This is a genomic window from Lentilactobacillus rapi DSM 19907 = JCM 15042, assembly GCF_001436255.1.
Lineage (GTDB): Bacteria > Bacillota > Bacilli > Lactobacillales > Lactobacillaceae > Lentilactobacillus > Lentilactobacillus rapi.
The window spans coordinates 18,490-44,880 of the sequence record NZ_AZEI01000073.1; the positions used below are offsets into that span (position 1 = coordinate 18,490).

Annotated in this window: 21 protein-coding genes; 9 read left to right on the plus strand and 12 right to left on the minus strand. The window is 44.1% G+C overall.

The annotated features are described in order from the left end of the window. Window positions 1–204: 204 nt before the first annotated feature. From FD12_RS07860 to FD12_RS07875, 4 genes are all read right to left on the minus strand, one after another. Window positions 205–1,317, minus strand: coding sequence for a glycerol dehydrogenase (locus FD12_RS07860; protein WP_056982501.1), 1,113 nt, complete (start codon window positions 1,315–1,317; stop codon window positions 205–207). 485 nt (window positions 1,318–1,802) lie between these two features. Next, window positions 1,803–2,321, minus strand: a complete 519-nt coding sequence (locus FD12_RS07865) for a QueT transporter family protein (RefSeq protein ID WP_054748220.1) — start codon at window positions 2,319–2,321, stop codon at window positions 1,803–1,805. An 84-nt stretch (window positions 2,322–2,405) separates the two neighbouring features. Further along, a complete protein-coding gene (locus FD12_RS07870) occupies window positions 2,406–3,716 on the minus strand; it encodes an NCS2 family permease (protein WP_056982503.1) in 1,311 nt (436 codons plus the stop codon). Between the two features lie 137 nt (window positions 3,717–3,853). Continuing rightward, complete coding sequence (locus FD12_RS07875; protein WP_054748222.1) at window positions 3,854–4,366, minus strand: type 1 glutamine amidotransferase domain-containing protein; 513 nt, start codon at window positions 4,364–4,366, stop codon at window positions 3,854–3,856. 105 nt (window positions 4,367–4,471) lie between these two features. On the opposite strand from FD12_RS07875, the gene FD12_RS07880 reads away from it, so the two are divergent. After that, window positions 4,472–4,882, plus strand: coding sequence for a winged helix-turn-helix transcriptional regulator (locus tag FD12_RS07880; protein WP_054748224.1), 411 nt, complete (start codon window positions 4,472–4,474; stop codon window positions 4,880–4,882). A 48-nt stretch (window positions 4,883–4,930) separates the two neighbouring features. Here the strand turns inward: FD12_RS07880 and FD12_RS07885 are convergent, their stop codons facing one another. Then, window positions 4,931–5,875 (minus strand): aldo/keto reductase, encoded by a 945-nt coding sequence (locus FD12_RS07885; protein WP_056982505.1) that lies wholly within the window; start codon window positions 5,873–5,875, stop codon window positions 4,931–4,933. Between the two features lie 99 nt (window positions 5,876–5,974). On the opposite strand from FD12_RS07885, the gene FD12_RS07890 reads away from it, so the two are divergent. The 3 genes from FD12_RS07890 (at window position 5,975) to FD12_RS14050 (ending at window position 7,124) form a co-directional block, all read left to right on the plus strand. After that, a complete protein-coding gene (locus tag FD12_RS07890; protein ID WP_056982507.1) occupies window positions 5,975–6,532 on the plus strand; it encodes an NAD(P)H-binding protein in 558 nt (185 codons plus the stop codon). Window positions 6,533–6,547: 15 nt separating this feature from the next. Further along, a complete protein-coding gene (locus tag FD12_RS07895) occupies window positions 6,548–6,907 on the plus strand; it encodes a hypothetical protein (RefSeq protein ID WP_054748226.1) in 360 nt (119 codons plus the stop codon). A 61-nt stretch (window positions 6,908–6,968) separates the two neighbouring features. Beyond that, window positions 6,969–7,124, plus strand: coding sequence for a hypothetical protein (locus tag FD12_RS14050; RefSeq protein WP_164480512.1), 156 nt, complete (start codon window positions 6,969–6,971; stop codon window positions 7,122–7,124). Between the two features lie 84 nt (window positions 7,125–7,208). Here FD12_RS14050 and FD12_RS07900 read toward each other — a convergent pair whose 3' ends face one another. Genes FD12_RS07900 through FD12_RS07910 form a run of 3 tightly spaced genes read right to left on the minus strand, consistent with a single transcriptional unit; the run spans window position 7,209 to window position 11,776 of the window. Continuing rightward, the gene (locus FD12_RS07900) at window positions 7,209–8,612 is read right to left on the minus strand and encodes a glycoside-pentoside-hexuronide (GPH):cation symporter (RefSeq protein ID WP_225427301.1); all 1,404 of its coding nucleotides are present in this window, start codon (window positions 8,610–8,612) and stop codon (window positions 7,209–7,211) included. A 21-nt stretch (window positions 8,613–8,633) separates the two neighbouring features. After that, window positions 8,634–10,109, minus strand: coding sequence for a sucrose phosphorylase (gene gtfA, locus FD12_RS07905; RefSeq protein ID WP_056982509.1), 1,476 nt, complete (start codon window positions 10,107–10,109; stop codon window positions 8,634–8,636). Then, window positions 10,106–11,776: a glycoside hydrolase family 13 protein gene (locus FD12_RS07910; protein WP_082622220.1), complete on the minus strand. Its 1,671-nt coding sequence runs from the start codon at window positions 11,774–11,776 to the stop codon at window positions 10,106–10,108. The genes gtfA and FD12_RS07910 overlap by 4 nt, the downstream gene beginning before the upstream one ends. Before the next feature lie 146 nt (window positions 11,777–11,922). Here FD12_RS07910 and FD12_RS07915 point away from each other — a divergent pair, with 146 nt between their 5' ends. From FD12_RS07915 to FD12_RS07930, 4 genes are all read left to right on the plus strand, one after another. Further along, entirely contained in the window at window positions 11,923–12,909 is a 987-nt protein-coding gene (locus FD12_RS07915) for a LacI family DNA-binding transcriptional regulator (protein WP_054748228.1), read from the plus strand. Between the two features lie 526 nt (window positions 12,910–13,435). Then, window positions 13,436–16,999: a PD-(D/E)XK nuclease family protein gene (locus FD12_RS07920; protein WP_056982513.1), complete on the plus strand. Its 3,564-nt coding sequence runs from the start codon at window positions 13,436–13,438 to the stop codon at window positions 16,997–16,999. Then, on the plus strand, window positions 16,999–20,742 hold the full coding sequence (gene addA / locus FD12_RS07925; RefSeq protein ID WP_056982515.1) for a helicase-exonuclease AddAB subunit AddA: 3,744 nt from the start codon (window positions 16,999–17,001) through the stop codon (window positions 20,740–20,742). The genes FD12_RS07920 and addA overlap by 1 nt, the downstream gene beginning before the upstream one ends. 95 nt (window positions 20,743–20,837) lie before the next feature. Beyond that, on the plus strand, window positions 20,838–21,389 hold the full coding sequence (locus FD12_RS07930) for a L,D-transpeptidase (RefSeq protein WP_054748230.1): 552 nt from the start codon (window positions 20,838–20,840) through the stop codon (window positions 21,387–21,389). A gap of 295 nt (window positions 21,390–21,684) precedes the next feature. Here FD12_RS07930 and FD12_RS07935 read toward each other — a convergent pair whose 3' ends face one another. The 3 genes from FD12_RS07935 to FD12_RS07945 all read right to left on the minus strand — a co-directional run bounded on the left by FD12_RS07935 (window position 21,685) and on the right by FD12_RS07945 (window position 22,993). Continuing rightward, on the minus strand, window positions 21,685–21,876 hold the full coding sequence (locus FD12_RS07935) for a hypothetical protein (protein ID WP_054748233.1): 192 nt from the start codon (window positions 21,874–21,876) through the stop codon (window positions 21,685–21,687). A 42-nt stretch (window positions 21,877–21,918) separates the two neighbouring features. Continuing rightward, window positions 21,919–22,452: a GNAT family N-acetyltransferase gene (locus tag FD12_RS07940; RefSeq protein WP_056982517.1), complete on the minus strand. Its 534-nt coding sequence runs from the start codon at window positions 22,450–22,452 to the stop codon at window positions 21,919–21,921. A 352-nt stretch (window positions 22,453–22,804) separates the two neighbouring features. Beyond that, complete coding sequence (locus FD12_RS07945; protein ID WP_056982519.1) at window positions 22,805–22,993, minus strand: CsbD family protein; 189 nt, start codon at window positions 22,991–22,993, stop codon at window positions 22,805–22,807. A gap of 160 nt (window positions 22,994–23,153) precedes the next feature. Here FD12_RS07945 and FD12_RS07950 point away from each other — a divergent pair, with 160 nt between their 5' ends. Continuing rightward, the gene (locus FD12_RS07950; RefSeq protein ID WP_056982521.1) at window positions 23,154–24,743 is read left to right on the plus strand and encodes a hypothetical protein; all 1,590 of its coding nucleotides are present in this window, start codon (window positions 23,154–23,156) and stop codon (window positions 24,741–24,743) included. Window positions 24,744–24,823: 80 nt separating this feature from the next. Here FD12_RS07950 and FD12_RS07955 read toward each other — a convergent pair whose 3' ends face one another. Further along, complete coding sequence (locus FD12_RS07955) at window positions 24,824–25,996, minus strand: thiolase family protein (protein ID WP_056982523.1); 1,173 nt, start codon at window positions 25,994–25,996, stop codon at window positions 24,824–24,826. Between the last annotated feature and the right edge of the window lie 395 nt (window positions 25,997–26,391).

The following is a 26,391-nucleotide window of genomic DNA, read 5'->3' on the forward strand; positions in this document are numbered from 1 at the left end:
AAGGCGATTTGATCCCAGAATTTAAGTGAAAAAAGTAATGCATTCTGATTTTGGAATGCATTACTTTTTTGCTTAAATGGCAGGGATCAGCCGTTTGTCGCAAGTTTTGTCAATATCAAAATGGAAAGCTAAGTTGCATTTATAAACACTTTGCCGACTAATGTCCCAACCACTTAATGTCACTAATTGAGTTTTAGCTAACCATTATTCTCTAAACTCGTTTCCCTGATAATCCGTACTATATTGATCCACAGCCTTGATAGCCGCAAAGACGTCATCCGGTGTAATATCAGTTGGCATGCACTTCATCGTATCGTTTTCGTCGCAAGCTTGGGTGGCAACCTTCATTAAGTCCTTATCCGAAGCATCACCAAGATGAAGATCGGCTAAGGTTGTTGGCAGACCAAGTTTCAAGTCGAAGTTCAGGAATTTCTCGAAGCGCTTCTTGTCACTGCCATCGAGAATCAATTCAACCAGCGTACCATAAGCGACTTTTTCACCATGAGTTAAGTGATGAATATCACCGGACAATGCGGTGAAGCCATTATGAATCGCATGAGCCGCTGCTAACCCACCACTTTCAAAGCCAAGGCCACTCAACAAGGTGTTTGCTTCAACCACTTTATCCAAAGCTGGAGTTGCAACATGTTGCTTGTTGGCGGAAATTGCTAATGGACCGTATTCAAAAAGCGTATCTTCACAAGCTTGGCCAATTGAGCCGGCCACGATGGTTTGCTTAGCGCCCAACATGTTATTGGCATTGGCGGTCCGAACATCGGTTGCTTCAACGTTGGTAGCTAATGCATCAGCCATGCCAGAAATCAGGAGATGAACTGGGGCGCCGGAAATAACCTTGGTGTCCAGCAAAACAATTTCTGGGTTCTTCTTATAGAATCGATAGTGATCAAATTGACCATCATCGGTATAAATAACTGAAAGTCGTGAACACGGTGCATCGGTTGAAGCAATCGTTGGGGCAATCATTACGGCAATCCCCAAGTTGTCAGCAATGGCCTTTGCTGAATCGGCGGTCTTTCCGCCACCCAGGCCAATGATGATCTGATCTTGGCTATCTTGACCGATCTTGGTCACACGATCAATTTCTGTTTCCGAAGCTTCACCTTTGAAGGTGACCAGGTTGACGTCAAACCCATTTTTTTCTAAGTACTCGTTAAATTCATTACCAACAATTTTCAGAACGTTTGAATCCGAGAGAAGTAAGACCTTTTTACCATATTTTTCGATGTAAGATGAACTGTCGAACAATTCACCGGGACCCTGAATATAGGTGCTTGGACTAGCAAATAATTCTGTCATAATTTAACCTCCTCAAAATAAAGTGAGCGGAGCAAAGCGGTTAAAAGTCGGAGCATAAGTCTCCACCAACAGAAATCCTGGTTTTGGGGATTTTTGTTGGTGGTGCTTATGGGCAGACTTTTGTTTTGCGCAGCTGTTCTGCTATTGTGATAAAATTCACTCACACCCTTAGTATAACGGGTTTGGAAGCGGAAACAACCAAATTGCCTGACAAAAAAGCTTCATCGTCTGAACTGGAGTGTTCGGTCGATGAAGCTTTTGATGTGATGTTGCCGAAAGGGAACTTTAACGGATTAGACTCACTTATATAGGACAGCTGTGCAAAGGCAAAGCAGAAATTTGCGATCAAGTATCAGGCTCCATAGAGTAATGATGCTCCGCAAAGCAGAAGTCTGCACGTAAGCACCTCGAACAAAAATTCCAAAATCAGGAATTTCCGTTCGAGGCGACTTACGCTCCGACTTCTAACGGCTTTGCTCCGCATACTACTTTGCCAAGTCATATCTCAAATTAATCAAATAAATCACCACCGCACCAATCGTCATCGTTACGAATTCACCGATGCCGGCCGTGAGGTAGGTACTCCAGAACGTTGGCCAGAATGCTGTATGGCCGATAATTGCAATTTCAAATCCAATAATGAACATGTAGAACGTTCCAATTAGAACTGACGCCACTAATTTTGAAACGATTGACTTCATATGCTTGGTTACTAAGTAAATTGTCACCAAATTAATCAACGTTTCGAACGTGCCAACGATCATATCAATCGCACCATTTGGCGACATGATATTGGTAATAAAGCAAGCAAGCGTAATGGCGATGATATAGCGCTTGTTGAATGGAACTAGGTTGTTCAGTCCTTCAGAAAAGCGGAATTGAACGGGCCCGTAACTTACGGCTGCAAAGACCATCGTCAAAACGATGTAGAGTGCAGCAACAACGGCAGCCTTGGTTAAATCAAGAACGCTGTCGATGCCGAGAACATTAGTCTTAGAATTCATAAATAAATTCCTTCCTTGTAAATTATTTAGTTGTCAAGACAACCTTTTAACCTTACCGCTTTTCGAATCGAAGGTCAAAAGGTTTTAGCGATTCAGGATCCAGAGGAAGAAGACAAAGACGACGGCTAATCCGTACATCATTGCACTGACTTCTTTCCCACGCTTGGCAGCGATCATGGTGATTGGGTAGGTGATGAAGCCAAGGGCGATCCCATCGGCAATACTATAAGTGAATGGCATGCCGACTAATGTGATGAACGCAGGCGCAGCAATTTCAAACTGTTCCCAGTGGACGTTTTTAAGGGACTGAGCCATTAACACCCCAACAATAATCAGGGCAGGCGCCGTGACTTGGCTGGTAATGACGGTCAATAGCGGTGAGAAGAATGTTCCCAAAATAAAGAGAATTCCAACCACGATAGCGGTAAAACCGGTTCGGCCACCAACGGCAATCCCAGCTGACGATTCAACGAAGGCACCCATCGGGGATGTTCCAAGTAGCGAGCCGGCCAACATGGTTGAAGAGTCGGCGATCAATGCGCGGCCAATTCGAGGGATCTTGTTGTTCTTGATGAAGCCAGCCTGTTCAGCCAAGCCAACCAAAGTGCCGGCTGTATCAAAGAAGGTTACCAGCAAGAAGGTCAGCACGACGACAATCAGTTGAAGCGAGTTAATGTCGCCAACGTGGGTCAAGGCAACTCCAAATGTCGGTGCCAGGCTTGGCATTGCGGCTACCCATTGATGGGGAAGCGGAATTAGGCCCGTTGCCATCCCCAAAATGGCGTTGAGTACCATGCCAATAAAGATGGCACCGGGAATTCGCATGCTCATGAGGATGATGGTCACAATCAAGCCAAAGATGGTTAGCCAGGTTGTTCCCACTTGAAATGAACCTAGGCTGACCAACGTATCTTTGTTTGCTTCAATTAAGCCGCCGTCATTCATCCCAATAAAGGCAATGAACAAGCCGATCCCACCGCCAATTGCGGCTTTTAAATCTGCAGGAATCGAATCAATGATCTTTTCCCGCAACTTTAAGGCAGTTAAAATCATAAAGATGATTGAGGCAACAAAGACACCAGCCAATGCAGTTTGCCAAGACACCTTCATACCGATGACAACGGAATAAGCAAAGAAGGCGTTGATTCCTAAACTGGCAGATATGGCGATGGGGTAATTAGCGAGGAACCCCATCAAAAAGCAGCCGAATGCCGAGGCCAGCGCAGTTGCAGTAAAAACGGCACCCTTGTCCATGCCGCTAACTCCTAAGACATTCGGATTCACAAATAGGATATAAACCATTGAAACAAACGTGGTAATCCCAGCGATGGTTTCAGTTCGGAAATTTGTTTTCCGACCCTCGAAATCAAAAAAGTGGGCAATTGAATTTAACATAAATAATAGCTCCTCTATTGTTCGGATATAAATAAAAAAAGAACATATTTATACTATCATTATAGTAGAATATGTTCAATCTGCGAATCAATTAGGATAAATAGATATAATTGTTTATGTCGATCTTGGAATACTAATTAGTTATTCTTCAATACATCAAGCATGGCTGCGTTGAAATCCACTAAGTCGTCGGGGGTTCGACTAGTCACTAAGTTATTGTCGATAACGACCGACTGATCCTTCACGCGCGCCCCTGCATAGTAAAGATCAGGTTGAACAGTGAGGTAGGCAGTCATCGTGCGCCCCTTGGTGAGGCCAGTTTGGATGAATAGCTGAGGACCATGGCAAATCGCAAAAGTTGGTTTGTCTGCAAGGAGAAATGCTTTGACAAAGTTGACAAATCTGTCGTCAGCCCGTAATTGATCGGGGGAAAAGCCTCCAGGGATCAGTAAACCATCAAAGTCTGCCGGGGTAACATCAGCGATTGATTGATCTGCGGTGATATCGACACCATGTTTGCCCTTGATTTTGTTGCCGGCCTTGTTTTCAATCACGGTCACTTCATGGCCGGCATTCTTTAAGGCGTCAACTGGGGAGGTATACTCAATATCCTCAACGTCATTGGTGACAATTACAGCAATTTTACTCATTAGTCTCTTCCTTTCTTGTTAAAGCATGGTATCTATTTTATACTGAGTATCAAATCGATACAATAACGCACTTGCAGGTGCGTGCCCATTTTCGGAGGAGAAAAAATGACTGACGTAATCAGAAAAGACGTAAAGGATCGATTAGAGGGCGGCGATTTCAGCTGTTCAAAAGAATTTACCTTATCGATGTTTAGCGGTAAATGGAAAATTGTTGTGCTGTTTCATTTAGGAACTGACGGTGCCTATCGGTTTAACGAATTAATGCGGTTAATGCCAAAAGTGACGCACAAGGTACTGACCAATCAGCTTCGGGAAATGGCAGAGGACGGTCTGATTTCACGGGAAGTCACCACCGATTCCCGGGTAAAAGTGACCTACCGGATAACGGATCTGGGCCGGACCCTGATGCCGATCATTAATCAGATGTACGAGTGGGGCGAAAAACGAATTAAGGAATTGCAGATCGAGCCTCAATATAGTGTGAAGCCGGTGAGCAAAGTTCGAAGCCAAAACTAAGTGTTCTTTTAGATAGCTGTCTAGTTCTGATTTAATAATTCCTAACGTTTATAGTTTAAAAGCATTATCTACTTCATTAAATTCTTCGTCAGTCAATGCAATATTCATTGCCTTGGCGTTGCTTTGAACCTGTTGAGGTGTTTTTGCCCCCGGGATGACAACCGAGACATCCGGGTTCTTGATGTACCATGCCAAGACAACTTGGGCGATTGTAGCGTCGTGGTTATCCGCAATTGGCTGCAAGTTTTTCACTGACTGGACGATGCCACTAAAGCGGCTGCCAGCAAAGTTTGGATCATTTTTTCTTAAATCACCGGCTGGGAAATCAACTGGTGAGCCATCATACTTACCTGTTAGTAAGCCCGATGCTAGCGGGAAGAATGGCACAAAGGAGATGTGTTCTTTCCTCAAGTAAGGGAACAACGCCTTTTCCGGTTGGCGATGAATTAAGCTGTATTGGTCTTCTACGACATCGACTTGATGATTCTTGTTGGCTTCTTTGAGCTGGGCCAATGAAAAGTTTGAAACGCCAATCGCCTTGATGAGGCCTTCCTGCTTGAGTTCGTCCAAAGCAGCCACTGCTTGGTCCTTTGGCGTCTGGTCATCTGGAAAATGGATGTAAAAAATGTCGAGGTAGTCGGTCTGCAGGCGCTTTAAGCTTGCTTTCACAAATCGTTTGAGGTCTGCTGGATCATTGCTAATTGTGGTGTGCCCGTTTTTATCAACAAGCTGAGCACCTTTCGTAGCGATGGTGATTTTTGAGCGATCATAGTCTTTGATCACCTGGCCAATGAGTTCTTCCGAACGTCCCAGGCCATACGCGTAGGCAGTGTCAAGCATGGTAATGCCACTATTTAAGGCAGCTCGGACCGAGTTCATCCCATCTTCTTCGCTAAGATCCGGAAACAGGTTATGACCACCAACAGCATTGGTTCCAAATCCCAGTGGCGTTGTTTCAACAGCTGATTTGCCAATCTTTACAGTTTGAGTCATGTGCCATCCTCCTTTGATTTCTGTTGACATATATGGTACATATTAATTATGAAACAACTGAACTAAATAATAAATCATTTAGATTAGGAAGTTACGCCTTTGAAAAAATTATTGATCTTAAATGAAAATAATCTCGTTGTTCCCCAATTTGAGAAGCTATTGGCAGCCGAGCCTCAAATCAGCTATGAAGAATACCAAGGGGATCTTCAAGACATGACGGGCTATGCCAAGCGTTTAAAGGACGTTGACTGGATTTTTTCAGCCGTTGGACCGCTGGACGTTGATTTGGATTTTGGAGAATTATTCGATGCCATTGACGAAGTTCAGCCACCCCTGAGTCATTTTGTGATGCTCTCTTATGCCGGAGTTGATGATGAATTAGAAACTGTCCCCGTTTACGAGGGGGTTAAAGATTCCAAAGAATTTATAAAACAGCAAAGATATGCAATAAAAATTGTCGATGAGGCAGAAATTCCGTATTCTATAATTAGGATGACGAAGTTGACTGATCAAGCTGGATTAAATTATCAACTATTTAATGAAGGAACCGCAATGCCATACGGAGAGGTGTCCAGTGGGGCAGTTGCGAAGCTGGCATTCGAGATGTTCAACAATAATGACTTCATTAATCGATCGGTCGGAATTATCAGCAAATAGAATTGGGGTGATCATATGGCAATTAAATTGGATTCAGATCAAGTGAAGGTGTTGAAAGCACAATTATCCGAAGCAAATAAAAATTCTCATTTTGTGATTATCGAGGCGTTTCAAAAGGATGAACACACTGGCGTCCGCATGGTGACGGATTGGAATAACTATGTGAACATGAAGACGACCAATAAGGAAAATTTCCAGTTTAGAATCATTAGGGACATTCTGCCGATCACTGACAATCTGGTGTATTGGGCCGTGGCACAACAAAATTTGCATACTGCCACTCAAAAGGGCCAACAAAATGAACAGGTGATCGATGATTTGGAATACTACACCAATAAGGTGATGGAAGAAAATAAAGTGAAGAGTAGCGGCTAACCTGAATGTTGCCTGGCGACACAGGTTTCCACGATGCAGCTTAGGACAGATGGAGGCTTACATGAATTCTAAAGAAGTTGCCCAATACGTCGATTTGGCGATGAAAAATCTGCATTTCATGAAAATGCAAAGAGAAAATGTGGTGTCTGAGGTTCAACGGTTGCTGAACCATTTATCAATTGAAGAAGTTCAGAACCAATTGAATGGACACAAATAAATCCAAATGGGACTGGAAGTGATCATACCTTCCGAGTCTCATTTGGATTTATTTGTGTAAGTAACCACTATGGTCGGCTACTTTTTACTCCTCTTTTAACCTTCTCGCCATCAAATCGGCCTCAATTTTCGGCTGCATTTTATCGAACTGATAGAAATACATCAGGATTAACCCAATGCCAAACCCAATTAGTGGAACCCAAATATAATTCATTTCAATTGCTTTCAAGGCTTGAGGTGTCTGCTGGTGGTTGGCTATATAGCCGTTCATACTCAATAGGAATCCGGTAACGGCACCGCCAACGCCCATGCCGAAGTTGGAGGCAATTCCGGAGAATGAGGTCACTAAGCCTTCTGCTCGAACACCGCTTTTCCATTCGCCATAGTCCACGGTGTCGGCTAGCATCACTGGTAGTAAGCCCGCGAAGAAACCGTTCCCAAAATAACCCAGAATTGTCGCAGCAGCCAGAATTGGTACACTCAAATAGTGAGCCCCAATCCCTAAGATTGCTTGACTAATCACGCAAAGTCCCAACCCAATTGACATTGTGCCTTTCTTGCCAAAGTGAGCGGTCAGGAAAGGGGTAAAGACAATCACGACTAACGAAATAGCTTGCAGACCCAACATAACTGAGGCCAACCCCGCATCGTGCATGTTGTATTTAAAGAAATAGACGGTTACTTGAAGCTTGGTTTGCATGCCGATCCAGAAGAAGAAATACATCAATGAAATGATCATCCACGGCCAATTCCCCTTTAAAGCCTTGATGGACTCTGATAATGGTAATTTGTGATCATTTTTGGGATGAACCCGTTCGCGGGTATTCTTAAAAGTGACCAGTAGTAGACAGCTGGTCAAGACGCCAATGATTACGGCAGTCAGGAAAAAGCCGAGCTGGTTGTTGCCACGACCCAAGAGGGCGACCATCGGCAGAACCATGACTGAAATCAAGGTTGCCCCAGTGGTTGCCAAAACTTGGCGGACGGTACTCAACCGGACTCGTTCTTGAGGATTGCTGGTGAGGGATGGCAAAATCGAGGTGATTGGAATGTTGATTCCCAGATATAACACGTCGATTGCAATGTAGGTGACATATGCCCAAATCAGTTTACCCATCGAATCTAACGGCACCGAAGAGAAGGCCAGGATGAAGAAGATCCCGTATGGAATGGAGAACCAAAGGAAGAATGGTCGGCTCTTACCCCATCTGGTGTGGGTGTGGTCAATCAAGATCCCCCAAGCGGGGCCACAAACTGCGTCAACGATTCTGGCGACGAAAAACAACGTGCCGATTGCGCCGGCAGCGACGAGAAAAACGTCAGTGTAGTAATACATTAAGTAGGTTCCGACCATTCCATTGGCGATATTGCAGGCGAAATCACTGACGCCATAACTCACCCGTTCTTTGTTACTCAATTTTTCAAGATGCTCATCGGGCTGGGTGTCGGTACTGAGCTCTGAAACAGATAAGTCATTTTCTGATTTCATGATTTGTCATCCTTCCATTCCCTAATCAGCTAGGTTGGCTGAATCCAGAACCTTTGTCCAAGATTCGGATTCATCCTTGGCTTCAACAGTCAATAATTTCGTGTTAAGGTCTGCGGTTAACCGGGCCGCTGTTTTGCCATCGGCTGAGCTGCGGACAATGCTGATTTCTGATTGGCTTGGCTGCTCAACTTGGATGCTGCCATCGAGGTCAAATGCGGCGCTGGCATTGCGGAATCTCAATAATGCAAAGAGGTCCTTCACAACGGGCCGTTGGGTTTCCTGGTCAATTTCAGCTAATGAATAGTAATGCCGGTTGATGTTACGGCCTTCTTTGGTTTTCTCGAGTAAGTCCAAATCATTTTTGCCAGCCAACAAGCCTACGTAATAGATCTGCGGTATTCCTGGCGCAAAAATTTGAATTGCCCGGGCCATTAGATAAGCTGGGTCGCTATCACCAAGAGCGGAGTAGTAGGTGGTATTGATTTGGTAAACATCCAGGTTGTGATAAGCCGTACTTGAGTAGACTTTTTTGACGTTGGCACCGACCTTGTACATTTCAGATTTGGTGTAATCGAGTTCTTGATCACTCAAAATGTCTTTGGCATCGACGACCCCAATGCCGTCATGGGTGTCCAAAGTTGTGAATTGATGCATGGGGCTGGATTTCAGCCAGGCGGCCAACCGGGTTGCATCACCCGAGTAGAGGCTGTAAAGAGTCACGATTGGAAGGGCAAAGTCGTAACTGAAGTAATTGTGGTCAGTTAATTTACGGACAATGTGATAATTTTCGTGGATTTCCGGTAAAAGGGTAGCTCCTTGGGGTTGGGTGATCTTGTTGATGCTGTCCAACAAGTTCCAAATTTCAGGTTCTACGAAAAAATCATTGGTATCTAATTTCTTAACCGCATAGGCAAAGGCGTCCAAGCGAATAATTGAAGCCCCATTTTTCATGAGAAATTCCAAGGTGGCTTTGATGAAATCCTTGGTGGCTTGCTTGGTCACATCGAGATCGATTTGATCGTCACCAAATGTATTCCAAACTTTGCCGGTTTGGCCGTCCGCAAAGGTGATTTCTTGGACGGGTGCCTTGGGCTTACGCTTATAGATCAGGTCGATGTCCTTTTGAGTGGGGCGTCCAGCCGGCCAAAATTCATCCCAGTGAATAAAGAGGTCACGATATTTTGACTGGTCGTGATTCTGCAGGAAGTCTTGGAAATACTTGGAATGCTTGGAAATGTGGTTCACCATAAAATCAAACATCAGGTAATAATTCTTGGCAAGCGTTTGAATATCGTTCCAGTCTCCAAACTTGGGATCAACCTGTTGGTAATCAACGGGTGAGAAGCCCCGGTCACCGGCAGACGGGAAGAATGGCAAGATGTGGACGCCACCGACCACACCATCGAGTTGCGTACTGAGCACGTGTTGCAAGTCTTTAAGATTATCTCCAAGACTATCTGGATAGGTAATGAGCATTGCTTTATTTGTGAGTTTCATGAATTTTTCCTTTCATACATATACATATAGAGGTTGGCTGCCCACGGCTTGAGGGCAATTAGCGAATCAAGGGCTGCAGCCGGATCGTTACTTAAGACCAGGTTGGTGAGCTTGAACTGATCAGGGACCTGGAATTCAGCTGGCTGATCGCTTAAATTAGTGACAACCAGATAACCGGAATTGTTTGCTTCACGCGTGTAAACGTAGAGTTGATGGTCGTGGGTATCGATGAGGTGATATTGACCTGACAGCAGTGTCTCATCCGTGAGGCGGAGATCAATCAGCTGCCGATAAAAGTTCAAAGTGGATTGAGGCGATGGCTGTTGGTCGGCCACATTAATCTCTGGATAGTTTGAGTTAACTTCGATCCATGGTTGGGTGTGACTGAAACCGGCAAATTTGCTTGTTGACCACTGCATCGGTGTTCGGGCGTTGTCGCGGCTCTTTGCCCGTAAGCTGGTCATGATTTTGGCAACCGGCCAGCCGGCGGCCAATTTTTCTTGGTAGAAGTGCTTGCTATCGAGGTCACGGAATTGATCGATGTGATCAAATGAAACGTTGGTCATCCCAAGCTCTTGTCCCTGGTAGACAAACGGGGTTCCCTTCATCAACAGATACATCATGCCAAGTGCCTGGGCGCTTTTTTCACGGTAATCAGTATCGTTGCCAAAGTAGGAGACGGCTCGGGGAAGATCATGATTTTCAAGGAATAGGGCGTTCCAGCCGTTATCTGCCAACCCATTTTGCCAGCGGGTGAGAGCAGCTCTTAACTGAGCAACGTCTACTTGACCGACCGTGAACTTTTCCCAAAAGCTGACGTGGTCAAATTGAAAAATCATGTTGAAATAGCCATGTTGCTCATCGACCCACTGTTGGGCCCTTGACACTGGCACGCCGCCAGCCTCGCCGACGGTCATCAGGTGATCGGGTTTGAAGTCATCACTTAATTCCTGAAGAAAATCGTCAATGCCGGCCACATCATTCATAGCCTCATCAGGTTGATCAACGTCAGCGAAGGTTTGCAATTTCTTCAGATGGGAGATCGCGTCCAGCCTGAATCCGTCAACTCCGTGGCTGGCCCACCAATCAATGATCTCACTGACAGCTTGATGAACCCGGGGATTTTCCCAGTTCAGGTCAGGCTGTTGTTTGGCGAATAGGTGATAATAATACTCATCGGTTTGGGGATTGTATTCCCAGGCCGAGCCGCCGAATAAGGACTGCCAATTGTTCGGCGCCTTGCCAGCTACTGGCTTTTTCCAAATATAAAAGTCGTGGTAAGGATTGTTTTGAGACTTCTTGGCTTCTTCAAACCAATGGTGCTGGTCGGACGTGTGGTTGATGACTAAATCGAAGACTACTTTGATACCTTTATCGTGAAACTTGGTAATCATTTCAAAAACGTCTGCTAATTTTCCATATTGGGGATCAATCTGTTCGTAATTCGACACATCATACCCATTATCAACGTTTGGTGACGCGAAGAATGGGGATAACCAGACAAAGTTGACTCCTAGTGATTTGATGTAGGGAATCTTTTCAATAATTCCCTGAATGTCGCCGACACCATCTTGATTGCTGTCATAAAAACTTTTCGGATAAATCTGGTACCCAATGGCATTTTGCCACCAGGGTGGTTGGGATGAGGATTGATTCAAGCTAAACACCTCCAAATTAATGTAACCCTTTTCATGAGTTCATCATACAGGTTTGCTTTTTCTGTGTCAATCGTTTGACATAAATTAACATAAAATGGATTTAAAAATAGCTTGTGGTATACTTGGTTAGAAATAAAACGTAAGGAGACAGGCATATGCAGCCGAAATTAGATGATGTGGCCAAATTGGCCGGTGTGTCAACTACGACAGTTTCCCGGGTGATCAATGACCGGGGATACTTATCGGAAACCACAAAAGAAAAGGTATATAAAGCCATGCGGCATTTGAACTATCAACCTAGTTCGGCTGCCCGGGCACTCCACGGTAAACAATTTAAATTAATTGGCTTGATTTTTGCCGGGATCACCAATCCGATTATTGCTGAAGTGGTCGAAAAGATAGAAGACCGCTTGTTTAATAAGGGCTATAAGGCAATTATCTGCAATAGTTTGGATAATCCGGATAAGGAGCGGCAATATTTGAGAATGCTGATGGCTAATCAAGTGGATGGGATTATCACGGGTTCTCATAATGAAGGGATTAAGGAATATGGGATGACCGAACTGCCGATTGTCTCTTATGACCGATACTTCAAGGATAAAATTCCAACCGTTCGAAGTGACAATTATGGTGGTGGTCAATTGGCAGCCAAGACACTGATTGACAAAGGGGCTAAGAAGCTGTTACTTATATCCGGTAGTATCGATGTTCAGATGCCGAATAACGATCGAATTACAGGCTTCAACAAGGCCGTCGAGGAGCGGGGCCTCACTCCACAAACCGTTGAATTACCATTCAATTCAACACCTGCCATTAAACGGGCAACCATCCACCAATCATTGTTAATCGACCATCCCGATGCCGTTTTCTGTACCGATGATTTGACGGCAATTTTATGTATGCAGGAAGCTAAAAAGCTCGGTTTAAAGATACCGGCAGACCTGCAAGTAATCGGTTTTGATGGTTCCACGAATGTCCAGGAGTACAATCCGGATTTAAGTACAATTGTCCAGCCCTTGGACGATATTGCTGATCTACTCGTGCGACTGTTATTTAACCGCCTGAATGATGAGGGTGAAAACTTGTTGGATGAGTATACATTGCCGGTCAAATTGATTCAAAGAGCATCGGTTCGAAAGTGAGCTGACCAACCGGCTGATCCTGGCCATTTAACAAAAAGAACCAACTATTCCTAATTTGAATCAGGAATAATTGGTTCTTTTTGTTAAATTCTGGGATTAAATTGCCTTCCGTCCCAATCTTGTCCCTTTGAGGTTGAATAGTGAAACTATCAAAATACTATGTACCGCCTGGGGTTGCCAGGCGTTATTAGGAGTAAGAACCTATCAGCGTTTGTTTGAACTTGAAAGATATATTGGGGGTAGATCGTAAATTCTTGCTTCCGATATTTAATCGTGGGTTACGCTGACGGGCTCTCTTAACAAGATCAATGCAAGCATAAAGCTTTCATTTAGGTCAAATAATTGGATGTAAACTACATCCAATATCAATAATAGACTTTTTTTACCAATGTTCAATTATATTGATCTTTGGCTGATGGGAATTGAATAAAGCAGTTTGTGGTGGCCCCTTTGACGGGAATGATGATCGCTTGCTTCCACCTGCTGGGACTATGTTATTATGAACATAATCTAGTGAGGTGATCCAATGACACTTCAATTTGTGTTAGGAAAAAATGGGTACGATCATCAAGAAAAAATGATGCGTATTCTTAAAAATGATCGGCAACAACATGCCGGAGACAATTTCTTTTACCTAGTTCCCAATCATATTAAATTTGAATCTGAAGTTGAAATTCTTAAACGGTTGGCCGACCCAACCGCTGCCATCGCTGCCGAAAGTGACGTTCAAGTTTTGTCATTTACTCGGCTGGCCTGGTTCTTTTTGCGCAATTCGCCTAAATATCAGAAACAACGGATTAGCCAAGCCGGCATTAACATGCTGCTGTATCAAATTATTTTGGATAATCAAAATAAACTGATTTTGTTTTCTCAAGAGGTCCATCATCCCGGGTTTGTTGACCAAGTGGCTCATCAAATTGCTGAGATGCAAGCCGGCAACGTTTTACCGGAAGATCTGCTTGAACTCTATGAAAATGAAGATACGGTGATCAGCAATGACCTTCGCGACAAATTACACGACTTTTCAATTATTTATTCGGAATATGTGAAGCAGATTGATGATCGGTACTTCGATAATCATAATATTTTGAATCTGCTGAGTGATCATTTAGAGCAGCTTGACCTTTCAACTTATCACTTTTATATTTCGGATTTCTCCAAATTCACCGCTCAAGAATCTCGCTTGGTGGAGACGCTGATTAGTAAAGCCGCCAGCGTGACGGTTTCTTTGACGTTGGACCAAGCATATCGAGATGAGTTGCCAGAAGAACCCAACTTATTTTATCAATCGGCCAAATTATTTCTGCGGCTATATAAATATGCGGCTGCTGAAAAAGTGCCCTATGTCGGCGCGGTAATGGCCGACCAACCACGGGTAACTCAAGACCTGCTGAAATTAGAGCGGTATTGGGAGCAGTCGAGTCGAATGGGGGCAAACACGCCCAGTCAGCTTGAATCTAAAAAGGCCATCCAAGTTTATCAGGCTGACAATTTGTACTCGGAACTTGATCAAGTGGCCACGATGATTCATGGGATGGTTGCGAGTGGGCAGTATCGTTATTCTGACTTCTTGATTTTGACCCGCCATTTGGATGCCTACAACAATATTTTAGAGCCAGTCTTTTCGCTGCAAGCGATTCCCTACTTTAAAGATATTCAAAAGTCGATGGTCGACCATCCATTGGTGGAACTGCTGGGTTCATTGTTTGATATCTACGATCCAGCCCGTCATCGCAACTACCAATACGATGACGTCATGCGCTTTTTGAAATCCGAATTGGTGATCCCCCAAGTCGATGGGCACCCAATGGCAATTGCTGATTATCGCGAGGCAGTTTCCCGCACTGAAAATTTGGTTCTCAAGAACAATTATCAGGGAAGTCGCTGGACTCAAGACGAAGACTGGCAGTATGTATGGGTTGCTGACGATGATGAAGGCACGGTCATTACTGATCAGGACAAAGAAATTACCCAACAGATCAATGTGATCCGTCACCTGGTGAAAGACACCCTGCCGAAATTTTATCGACAACTAGCCAAAGCAAGGACGAATCGCGACGCGGCTAGTGTCTTGTATCGTTTCTTGACTGAGGCTGGGGTGGTTGACCAATTACAAGCCTGGCGGGACGCAGCAGTTGATGATAATCACATTAATCGTTCCAATCAAATTGAGCAGGTTTGGCGGATGTTTTGCTCATTGCTGGACGAAAGCGTGGCAATTATTGGTGATAAGCCATTTGTCGCGGCAGATTTTTGGGCGCTGATCTATGCCGGATTTGAAGGGGCCGATTACTCTCAAATTCCGTCAACATTGGATCAAGTGACCGTTTCTGAAAGCGGGATGGTTCAGATGAACAACCACAAAGTGACGTTCATAATTGGCGCCAACGATGATAATATGCCCGCTCGAACAGTGAACGAAAATTTGTTTGGGGATGACGATGTTGCTCAGCTACAACAAAATTTAAGCGACGATCAATATCTCAATGATTCCTCTGATGCGCAAATGGCCTTTGAACCTTATTTGAATTATTTAGCCTTTATGACCCCCTGTGAGAAGTTGATTTTTACGTATACAGGCCAGACCAATGATGAGACAAGTGTTCAGCTGTCACCGTATGTCCAACGAATTGCGACCCATTTTGGCTTGAAAGTGAATCATTACCCGGCAATTCCAACCAGTGATCAGCCAATCGATCTTTACGTTGGAACCAAGCGGGGAACATTACATCATTTAATTCAAGTGATTCAGGCCGCTTACAGGGATGATCCGACGGCACCGACATTATCGACGGCATGGCGGTTTATTTTTAGCGCCTTGGAAAACGATTCTGAGCTTAACCAGCTCACCAACCGCTTACTGGAAAGTATTGCCTACAAAAATGATCCTAAGCCATTGACGCCCGACATTGTAACGGGCCTCTATGGAGATAAATTAGATGTGTCGATTTCGCAGTTGCAGTCATTCTATGAAAATCCCTATGAATATTTTCTAAAGTATGGGCTCCGATTGCAGGAACGCCAAAAGTTTGAGTTATCGAGTGCCAGTACCGGAACCTTCTTCCATGAAGCGTTGGATCGAATCTTTAAAGAAGTTCATGAACAGCAGATTGATCTGACGACCTTGAGTGATCAGGATATTGAAGACCTGGTCGCTGAAAATGTTCAGAAGATGATTACGAATCCTGACAATTATCAGTACGTGATTTTGGCGAGTTCCAACCGGATGAAATACCTGACTTCTCAGCTGCAGGCAACAATTCAGGAAATGATTCGGGTCATGCGTGATCAGCAAACTGCCACCCCAATGCGCCCACGAACGACTGAAAAAGTTTTCGGCCAACCAAGTGGTGACAATCTCAAAGGCCTTTCATTTGAGTTGCCTAATAATCGGCAAGTGAATGTTCGTGGCCGGATTGACCGAATTGATTCGATGACGGTTGGCGATAAACGATATTTTGGAATTGTTGACTATAAGTCTGGCAACAAATTGTTTGATTACACGGAAGCTTACACCGGAATTTCGATGCAGTTGTTGACCTATCTGGACGTCTTAAAGCACAATTTGTTGGAATTGAGCCCGGATGATCCGGATGCCTCATTAGCGGGTGCCCTTTATTTGCACATTATTAATTCCAAATTAAAAACCGTTGATATCCAAAAAACTGGATTTAAAGAAGCCCTGTTGGATCAGCACAAATATCAGGGGATTTTAGTCTCCGATCCTGATTTGGTCAGTGGCTTGGAGCCTCAACTTGAGGTGGGAAGCGCTCAGGTTTATCCATATACATTAAAGAAAAATGGTGAGCCATCCAAGAAATCTGCATTAATTTCCGAAGACGCACTTGAGGCCTTTTTGACGCACACTGAACACTTGATTGTCGATGCAGCCAACAAGATTTTTGCCGGGGACATTAATTTATCACCGACTAAGTACGGCAGCCGGTCGGCCATGCAGTACACCAAATTTAAGTCGATTATGAACTTCGATCCATTATTAGGGAATCAAGATTCGCCCAATAATCGCTACCGAATCATTAACAAGCTCAAGCCAAATGACATTATCAAAAAGCTGAAGGAGGAAAAGTAATGGATTACACGCCAGATCAAGAAAAAGCGATTAATGATCGCCCTGCAGGTAATCTCCTGGTTTCTGCCTCGGCTGGTTCTGGGAAGACCCGGGTGTTGGTGGATCGAATTATCAAAATGGTCAAAAATCACGAAGCCAACATCGACCAACTGCTAGTAGTTACTTTCACGAACGCTGCTGCCAAGGAAATGCGGCAGCGGCTTCAGCGATCATTGCGGGAAGAATTCAACGCAACGGATAGTCCACAAGAGAAAGCAGCCCTGTTGACTCAAATCCAGAAGGTCTCGGTGGCTGATATCACCACGATGGATGCCTACTGTCAGAAATTAGTTTCCAGATATTATTATATTTTAGGGATTGACCCGAACTTTAGAATCCTTTCTGATGATACGGAAAAAGAACTCCTGAAGGATCAAGCATGGCAAGACGTGCGTGAAGACTTATATGGCAATGATCAGGATGGCTCCTTTGCCCGGTTAACCGAAAACTTTTCCAATGATCGCAGTGACGACGGCTTAACCAACGTGGTATACAAGATGGACGAATTTGCCAGTGTTACCGACGATCCCGACGGTTGGCTGGAAAATTCGGCACAATTTTATGATTTTCAGGGGCAAAGCTTGATCAAAAGCGATTTTTACCGCCAGTTCATCAAACCGCAAATTGATGATTTCTTCAGCCAGGTCGAGATGGATCACTTCTTAATGATTCAGTTGGCTCAGCAAGCCGAACTTTTCAAAGATGAGGAAGCCCTCGATAAGCAGCTCGATTCACTCAAGAATTTGAAGCAGCACATCGATAACTGTAGCTCGTGGGATGAGTTACGGGATGCTGTCAATCAATTTACTTTTGATAAGCTTCCATCGGCAACGGGCCTTGAAGCTGATCAACAAAAGGTTCACACCCAAATTCGTGATATTAATAATAGCATCAAGAATAAAGACAAACGATTCCAAAAATTTCAGGCACGCTACTTCTTGTTAAACGAAGCCACTAACATTAAGATCATGCAGGCAGCCAAGGGCCGGATTGAAAAATTGGTGGCCGTTGTTCAACAATTTCGTCAGGCCTATCGGGAACTCAAAAATCAACGCCACCTAATGGAATTCATTGACATTGAGCACGCTGCTTATGACATTTTGAATAACTCCAGTGACCAAGCAAAGCTGATCCAACAGAAGCTGCAGAATCAGTATTACGAAATCATGGTCGATGAGTATCAGGATAATAACCGGCTGCAGGACGCTATTTTAAATAAAATTGCCAAACCGGATCAGGGAAACCGGTTTATGGTTGGTGACTCCAAACAGTCAATTTATCGGTTTAGATTGGCAGATCCCCAGATGTTTATTGATAAAGAGGAAAGCTATACGGATCAAGATAATGATAACGAGTTGGTCTCCCTGGCGGAAAACTTTCGGTCTGCCCAAAATATTGATGATTTCACTAACCTGATTTTTGAACAAATCATGGATAAGCAGGTTGGCGAAATTGATTATTCAAAAGCTAAGCTGAAATTTGGAAATACAGAGGCCCTCAAAAGTTATCCTTCCAAGGTTTCCCTACTAATTTATGAGAATAGCACTGGCGCTGGGGATGAGGAAGTTGAGGACACCCAGATCGAAGATAGTGATACTGGTCAAGTTGAAATGATTGCCCAAAAAATTCGCGCCCTGTTGGATAATCACGAGCAAATTTATGATCACGATCATTTACGTGATATCACGCCCGGTGACATTGCCATCATCTCGCCAACCCACAATAGTGAGCTGACAATGGCCGATGTTTTCAAGCAATATCACATTGAAGCGGAGATTACTGGTGCTAAAAGTTATTTAAAAACAACCGAGATTCAAGTGATGATGTCCCTATTATCGGTTATTGACAACCCTTATCAGGACATTCCCCTGGTTGCTGTCTTGCGGTCACCGATCGTTGGCCTTGATGAAAATCAGCTGGCGTTTGTTCGGATTAACCGGAAAACGGGTGATTATTATCAAGCGGTACTGGATTTCGTTCAGCAATATCCAACGGCGGCACCAACCGATTATGGGCAACGGGTTTATAGCAAAATCGCCACTTTTTTAAGCCAATTGACTCATTTTAAAAATGTTGCCCAACAAGACGGCCTCGTGGCTTTGATTTGGGATATTTATAATACGACCGGTTATTTAGACTATGTTGGCGGGATGCCGGGCGGCTACCAGCGCCAAACCAACTTACATGCCTTGTACGAGCGGGCCGCTGATTATGAAAAGAATGGCTTCAAGGGGCTGTTCAGGTTTGTCCTGTTCATTGAACGGATGCAGGACCATGATAAAGACCTGGCGACAGCCAATCTGGCCACCGCGGCTGACAAAGTTCAGGTAATGACCATTCACGGGAGTAAAGGCCTCCAGTTCCCGGTCGTTTTCTTAAACGATGTTGGCAAGAAGTTCAACGATCAGGATTTACGAGGCAACTATATTTTGAATGATCATCTTGGAATTGGCATCTCTTATTTAAATACTGAAACCCGAGAGGTATTTGATCCATTGCAAAGAGAAGCCGTTAAGGCGGTTACAAAGAATGCGTTTTTATCTGAAGAAATGCGTAAATTATATGTGGCGATGACCAGAGCTGAACAGCGACTTTATTTAGTTGCCAAGGTTAAAGGTTCTAAAGATCAACCATTTGATGAGAAAAAGCAGATTTTAACCTGGCAGTCAAAGACCAACGTTGGGAGATTATTGTTGCCGACTGCCACTCGTAACAGTGCTCAGAATTATTTATCATGGATTGGCCCGGCAATTTCTCGGCATCCGTTGGTATTAAACGAATTTGGTGATAGCCAATCCTTTGACGAACTGGCCGCTGATCAATCGAAGTTCGATATCCAGTTTTTCGACAATGCCAAGTTGACCAAAGCAATGAAGCAGGCAGATAAAGCCGCACTATCTCCTAACGACTGGATCGATCAATTGACTGTTTCTCAGTCTTCGGATCCCGAATCAGCTAAAATAGCGGGTTTGATGGATTACGAGTATCCTTATCAGGCCGCAACCCACACCACTGCCTATCAGTCAGTTTCTGAGATTAAGCGGTTATTTGATGATCCGGATAATATTCAGTTGGGCAATCATTCGTTATTAGATGCTGATCAGGTCATTCGCCCAAGCCGTTATACGCAGTCGAGCCTAGCTGCCCCCACGTTTATTTCTGGTAACGGAAAGCAGCAGCCTTCGCCAACCGACGTGGGAACTGCGACCCACATGCTGCTTCAACAGATCAATCTTTCAATAACTCCAGATCAGAAATCCGTTACTCAGCTCCGTGATCGGTTGGTTGAGCAAGGCATTATTCTCAAAAATGTCGCGGATAAGATTAACATTGATGGGGTTTTAAAATTCTATCAAACTTCTGTCGGGCAACGCGTTTTAAGCAACCCCGAGCAAACCCAGCGTGAAGCCCCATTTTCATTACTGATGAAGGCCAGCGATGTCTTCAAAAACTTCAATGACGATGATCAACGTATCCTGATTCATGGGATTATTGATGGCTATTGTGTCACTGATGATGGCGCTTATTTGTTTGACTACAAGACTGATCGATTGACGCCCAAGGTGACCGTTCAAACAATCGTTGATCGATATCGCGGTCAGCTGGAGCTGTATGGGATGGCATTGGCAAAAATTCTTGGTCGCCCAATTACTGAAAAGTATTTGTATTTATTAGCGGACCAACAATTAATTAAAGTTAACTAATTTTACGGATTGCTAAAGGTTGAGCAAAAAGGGTCGTGCCAAAATCCTGTGGTGATATACTCGAGTAGATATTTCAGAGCAGGGGATTGGATACAATGAAGAAATTGTTGCAAATAATATTGGCGATAGCGTTGATGCTGATCGCAACAGGGTGTTCCAACACCACTCAAACGCGTCATAAAACGGGTGTGGTCGGTCAACCCCAAATCGTGAACTGGCGCCACTCGTCTGAATCTAGACCGTACCCGACCATTACGCGGGCCAATGATCGCTATCTGCGGGTTTCAATCGGCAGACAGCGAGTTTATGTGATGAGCCCCAATAATCGGGTTCTGTACACAATGTATGCTTCGACCGGTCGGGATAATTCCACGCCGAAAGGAACTTTCCATATTCAACAAGAACGCGGTAACTTCTTCTATAATCAACATTCCAAGGAAGGCGCCCGTTATTGGACATCATGGAAAGACCATGGAATCTACCTTTTCCACACGGTGCCAACCGATGCTGACGGTCACTATATCAAGTCGGAAGCCAAGACATTGGGGAAGCAGGCCGATTCGCACGGCTGCATTAGGCTGTCGATCCCGGATGCCAAGTGGATTAATCGGACTGTGCCAGCAGGAACGAAGGTTGACGTGCAGTGAGCGCTGGGGATGAGTTGGGTGAACTCCCACCAATACATGAAGCAGTTTTAATCTTGATAACTAAGAAGTGCTGGTTTTAATGACAAACCGAAACCGGATCAGACCGGGATATATTCATTTCCAATTGATACTTATTCGCTTGGATCGACACTGATACTTAGATTAAAGTCGTGCTCAAACGGCTGATCCCTGCCATTTAACAAAAATGACCAACTATTCCAAAATCAGGAATAATTGGTCATTTTCGTTAAATTCTGGGATCAAAATGCCTTTCGTCCCAACCTTTAAAAAATCATTAGCTCAAGTTAAACAAATTCACTAAGATGATTCCCATTACTAAAACGACAGTGATGATCCCGATCGAAAACTTGGTGAAAAATTTGCCATTAATTTTATTTAATAGGAAAAAGGTAATTCCCAGACAAATAATGCCGATCACATACATCATAATTAGCGCCGTTTTGACTGTTAAATCTGATTCTGCCATTCCTATCACCCCATCAAAAACATTTTACCTCATTTTTAATGATTACCCAATAATGAGTTGATAGGCGTATCGGGGAGTGGCTTCGTGACCCTTTTCGGTCATGTAAATTGTGCCACGCTTGGTAAAACCGTTGGTGGTGATGACATGTTGCATGCCTAGGTTATCGGGATGGGTGTCAATTCGAATGTCCTTGTAACCAAGAACGCCGGAAATCGTGATCAACCCAGTGATCATCTTGTCTGAAAGGTGCTGGCCACGGAAGTCTGCTGACATGGCAATTCTGTGGATAGCGGTGTAGCGGCCGTGGACGCCGTTGACCCACTCGCCGTCGTGAATATTGAGATAATTGACATCCAGCCCTTGATGCAGAGCAGCGGTTCCGGCAATTTTGCCGTCAATGATCAGGACATAGGTAATGCCGAATTTGACGTCGGTTTCTAAAGCCTCATCGTCTGGGTAGCCATTTTGCCATTGGTCGATGCCTTGTTGTTTGAGGTACGCTTTTGCTTCTTTGATGATTTTTTTAATTGTTGGTAAGTCTTCATTGGTTGCTTGTCGTAAATATGTTGCTGGCATTGTGCTCACATCCTCGTTGGTATTTCTAACCATAATAATTAGATTAAATTAACACGAAAGAGCATTATAGAGCAAAAATATGGGACATGCAACCGGAAATATTCGTGAATTTTGGGCAATAAAAAAGATGATCAGCCGTGGTGCGTGGGCATTAGTCAGCAGAGCGTTTATAAATGCAATTGAGCTTTGCGTTCTTATGTTGATAGAGCCTGCACTAAACGGCTGATCTCGGCCATTTAACAAAAATGACCAACTATTCCAAAATCAGGAATAATTGGTCACTTTCGTTAAATTCTGGGACCAAAACGCCGATTGTCCCAGTCTTGGATGACCTCAGGGCTTGTCGCCCGCTTTAGTCATCTAGTACTTCATTTGTTTTTTCGGCAGCTTTTTCTTTTACATCCTCTACCTTATCTTTCGCCTTGCCGGATGTCTTTTGGGCCTTACCCTTTAATTTGAGCTTGTCGTTTCCGGTCATGTCACCGATACTTTCTTTGACCTTACCAACTACTTCATCTTTTTTATTCTTTAAGTCTCCCATTGTTACACATCCTTTCTTATCTATGCTATAAGCATATATGAATATCAACAGATCTGCAAAGTTAACGCCTGACAATTTATAACGATGAGAATTGTATGAGTTATCTCCTAGACCCGCAAAGAATGTGCTATTATTGTCTTAAGACTAGGGGGTGCAACGAATGGCTAACAATAATAGCGTTACAAAAACACAATCCGAAAGTAATGAAGTTAAAAAGCATCAACAAATTTTGACTATGATTGCGTTGATGACTTCTAAATTGCTTGGTGAAAATACATATGCAAAAAGTTCAATCTTTTCCGAGAGGATGGCCAGAGGGGGCCAACTTTTTCTTGATAAACCCATTGAACAAAGTATGTCACTTGCGGAGTTCAAATTATCTAAGGAAGTTCAGATGGGTTATTTGGTTGCAGTTGACGATTTGAGATCGGTAACTCTGGACCAGGTTCATTACATGTCTCTGTGGGCAACTGGTCAAAACGATGACACCATCGTCAGTCGGGCGGCCGGAAATGCTTTTTCAGTCTATTTAGCGCAAAGTACGGATCAGAAAAAATTTGTCAATGGGTACAAGACGGCAGTCATTCAATTTATCCGCGCGATTGCTGGTGAAAATGGCGTGGTGGCAAAGATAACCAGTGCTTTTCAGAAGCTATCTTTTGCTGACGCCGAGAAGCTGGCCAATGATTGGTTTGGCAGCGTGAATGGTTACATGCGCGGGGCCAGTCCTTTCCGCAAGATTACGGATGGAACTGATGATCCAGTGGATGAGCGAATCGTTCAGGGCCTTTTTGACGAAATTAACAATGGGTATTTGACAACTCATTCGTTCGGCGATGACCAGATGCCATTGCTTGGTAACTATATCTATTCCGGTGATGATTTCAGTGATCAAACTGATTTGCCAGCTATGATGACTCAGTCCTTGACCGATATCAGTTTATCTGAAGCGATTAATTTGTTCGTAAATGGTCGGTTCAGTGAAGTCCTTGACCTATTATGTTCACTAGGGCTCTATACATTTGTGTATCAATTCGTGAATGCAGGGCAGGCTGATCTGGTTGGTATGCCGGTGACGACAGCTACTGATATGCAGCAAGTTATCAAAATCACTGGCTCACAGCTAACTGATATCTTCGAACGATTCAGCTTGCCAGTAACCCTTGCGGAACTGGCGGCTGACTTACCGATTATCGATCTCAGTAATGCCGGAACCGCCAGAAATGCGAGTCAACAGAATTTTCAGCAGAATTTAAGCGTGGTGATGGATAATAGCCACCAGCCGTTTATTAACGATCGTGGTGAAACAACCCCTGTTAATTATGGCTTTGTTGAGGCCCTTCATGGATTGATTCAAGCTACTTATTGTTTACCAATCCTTGTTCAATATACGGTGACGAGAAACCAGCTGTTAGCACAGATCCAAGCTGGTGATTATACGGAACCAAGGAACGTGGCCCCTGCTGATTTTAATATTGCTTCATCGTTAGGGGATTACGTGGAACAACTGGCTCGTTTCCAAGTGGATCAGCTGATGCCAATCGTTAAACGTGGTAAGGATGACTATGATGGCCTGAACCAGTCTGGCAGCCTCAGTGCGTTCAACCACTTGATGCGAGTGGCACCCCAGATGCGAGCGGTTAACCCGAAATACGCTGAGATGCCCAAACAAACAAAGAAGTTGTATTACTGGCTATATCAAAGCTCATTTGCAAGTGAAATTGCTGCGGCAGATAGAGTCCAGCTTTGAATAATCATGATACGATAAAAGGATCGACGGTCAAGCAGTTATCTGCCTGACTGTCGATCCTTATTTATAACGTCCTTTTGTTAAATCGCCCGAATTCCGATTGCGGACCCCATGCCGCCACCCATGCATAGGGAAGCAATCCCAATTTCTTGATGGGTTCTTCGCAGATTGTGGATCAGTGTCGTGATGATTCGGGCACCGGAGTCTCCGAGGGGATGGCCTAAAGCAATCGCGCCGCCACTAATGTTGACTTTTTCTAATGAAAGGTGGAGGTCGCGGGTAACCGCAATACATTGCGCGGCAAAGGCTTCGTTTAGCTCAACCAAGTCAACGTCTGCAATCGTCATTTTTAATTTGGTGAGGAGGCGGTTGATGGCAAGGTAAGGCGCGTATCCCATGATCTCAGGATCGATCCCAGCCTCGGTATAGCCAAGAATTTCTGCGATTGGCCGGAGACCTAGCTCTTTGGCATGGGAGGCCGTTGTCAGGATCAGGGCCGAGGCGCCATCGTTTAGTCCGGCGGAGTTCCCGGCGGTAACAGTCCCATCTGGTTTGAATGCGGGCTTTAATTGAGATAACTTTTCCAAACTCGTGTCGAATCTGACGGGTTCATCCTGATTGATTGGGTGTGCCAGTTCTTTAGTCTTGATAGGAATCAGTTCATCATCAAATTGATGGTTACGAATTGCAGCAGCGGCGAGTTGATGTGACCGTAACGCGAACGAATCCTGCTCCTGGCGGGTAACGTTAAACCGGTTGGCAACATTTTCGGCGGTGATCCCCATTAACTCACCTGAAATAGAATCTCGAAGGCCGTCGTGTTCCAATGCATCGTGCATGGTGACTGCCCCAAACTTAGTTGCTTGACGTTGATTCATGTTGAGGTAAGGCGCATTTGACATGCTTTCTGTACCGCCAGCGATGATTATTTTCGATTCACCAAGCAGCAGTGCTGAACTTGCTTGGTGGACGGCTTGCATGCCGGATCCGCAGACTTGATTAACTGTGAATGCTGTCTTGCTTTGAGGAATATGACTTTGTAATTCGATCTGACGAGCAATATTTTGACCGTTCCCCGCTTGAATCGCGTTGCCAAAAATTACTTGGTCAATTAATGAGGCAGGGATATTTGTTTTCGCAAGCAAATTTTTAACGGTCATTGTCCCGAGTTGTTCTGCCGTGACATTTTTTAATGCACCGTTAAGTTTACCTATTGGAGTCCGTTTGCCTTCAATGATTACGATATTGTCCAAATTCATTGGCTCCTTTGTAAAGATTTCATGTGCTAGTATAACGGGTTATTCACCTCAATAGCGAACTTTTGACTCAACCTTAATGAATTGCTAAATCATTACTTAATAGAAAAAACGATTAATTTTGAAATAGTAGTTGACCTGGATCAAAAATCCTGATAGTATATTACTCGTTGCTTAGTTAGCAATTGCATATATACCAATTACTTCTTAAAAAGTTTTTGTTGACTTACAGGATTTGATGAGATATAATTGTTATTGCTGTTGAGGCAATGAAACATAAGGATTTCGAATGACGAACGATTTACTAGGAGTCATCAAAAATGTTTGTGTTTCTCATGTAGACCTTTGAAAACTGAACAAAATTTTCGACAAACAAATGTGCAGGGCGTTCC

Bases quoted from the DNA above. Each gene is read 5' to 3' on its own strand.
- FD12_RS07860 (WP_056982501.1), bottom strand. From the start codon at position 1,317: ATGACAGAATTATTTGCTAGTCCAAGCACCTATATTCAGGGTCCCGGT.
- FD12_RS07865 (WP_054748220.1), bottom strand. From the start codon at position 2,321: ATGAATTCTAAGACTAATGTTCTCGGCATCGACAGCGTTCTTGATTTA.
- FD12_RS07870 (WP_056982503.1), bottom strand. From the start codon at position 3,716: ATGTTAAATTCAATTGCCCACTTTTTTGATTTCGAGGGTCGGAAAACA.
- FD12_RS07875 (WP_054748222.1), bottom strand. From the start codon at position 4,366: ATGAGTAAAATTGCTGTAATTGTCACCAATGACGTTGAGGATATTGAG.
- FD12_RS07880 (WP_054748224.1), top strand. From the start codon at position 4,472: ATGACTGACGTAATCAGAAAAGACGTAAAGGATCGATTAGAGGGCGGC.
- FD12_RS07885 (WP_056982505.1), bottom strand. From the start codon at position 5,875: ATGACTCAAACTGTAAAGATTGGCAAATCAGCTGTTGAAACAACGCCA.
- FD12_RS07895 (WP_054748226.1), top strand. From the start codon at position 6,548: ATGGCAATTAAATTGGATTCAGATCAAGTGAAGGTGTTGAAAGCACAA.
- FD12_RS14050 (WP_164480512.1), top strand. From the start codon at position 6,969: ATGAATTCTAAAGAAGTTGCCCAATACGTCGATTTGGCGATGAAAAAT.
- FD12_RS07900 (WP_225427301.1), bottom strand. From the start codon at position 8,612: ATGAAATCAGAAAATGACTTATCTGTTTCAGAGCTCAGTACCGACACC.
- gtfA (WP_056982509.1), bottom strand. From the start codon at position 10,109: ATGAAACTCACAAATAAAGCAATGCTCATTACCTATCCAGATAGTCTT.
- FD12_RS07915 (WP_054748228.1), top strand. From the start codon at position 11,923: ATGCAGCCGAAATTAGATGATGTGGCCAAATTGGCCGGTGTGTCAACT.
- FD12_RS07920 (WP_056982513.1), top strand. From the start codon at position 13,436: ATGACACTTCAATTTGTGTTAGGAAAAAATGGGTACGATCATCAAGAA.
- addA (WP_056982515.1), top strand. From the start codon at position 16,999: ATGGATTACACGCCAGATCAAGAAAAAGCGATTAATGATCGCCCTGCA.
- FD12_RS07930 (WP_054748230.1), top strand. From the start codon at position 20,838: ATGAAGAAATTGTTGCAAATAATATTGGCGATAGCGTTGATGCTGATC.
- FD12_RS07935 (WP_054748233.1), bottom strand. From the start codon at position 21,876: ATGGCAGAATCAGATTTAACAGTCAAAACGGCGCTAATTATGATGTAT.
- FD12_RS07940 (WP_056982517.1), bottom strand. From the start codon at position 22,452: ATGCCAGCAACATATTTACGACAAGCAACCAATGAAGACTTACCAACA.
- FD12_RS07945 (WP_056982519.1), bottom strand. From the start codon at position 22,993: ATGGGAGACTTAAAGAATAAAAAAGATGAAGTAGTTGGTAAGGTCAAA.
- FD12_RS07950 (WP_056982521.1), top strand. From the start codon at position 23,154: ATGGCTAACAATAATAGCGTTACAAAAACACAATCCGAAAGTAATGAA.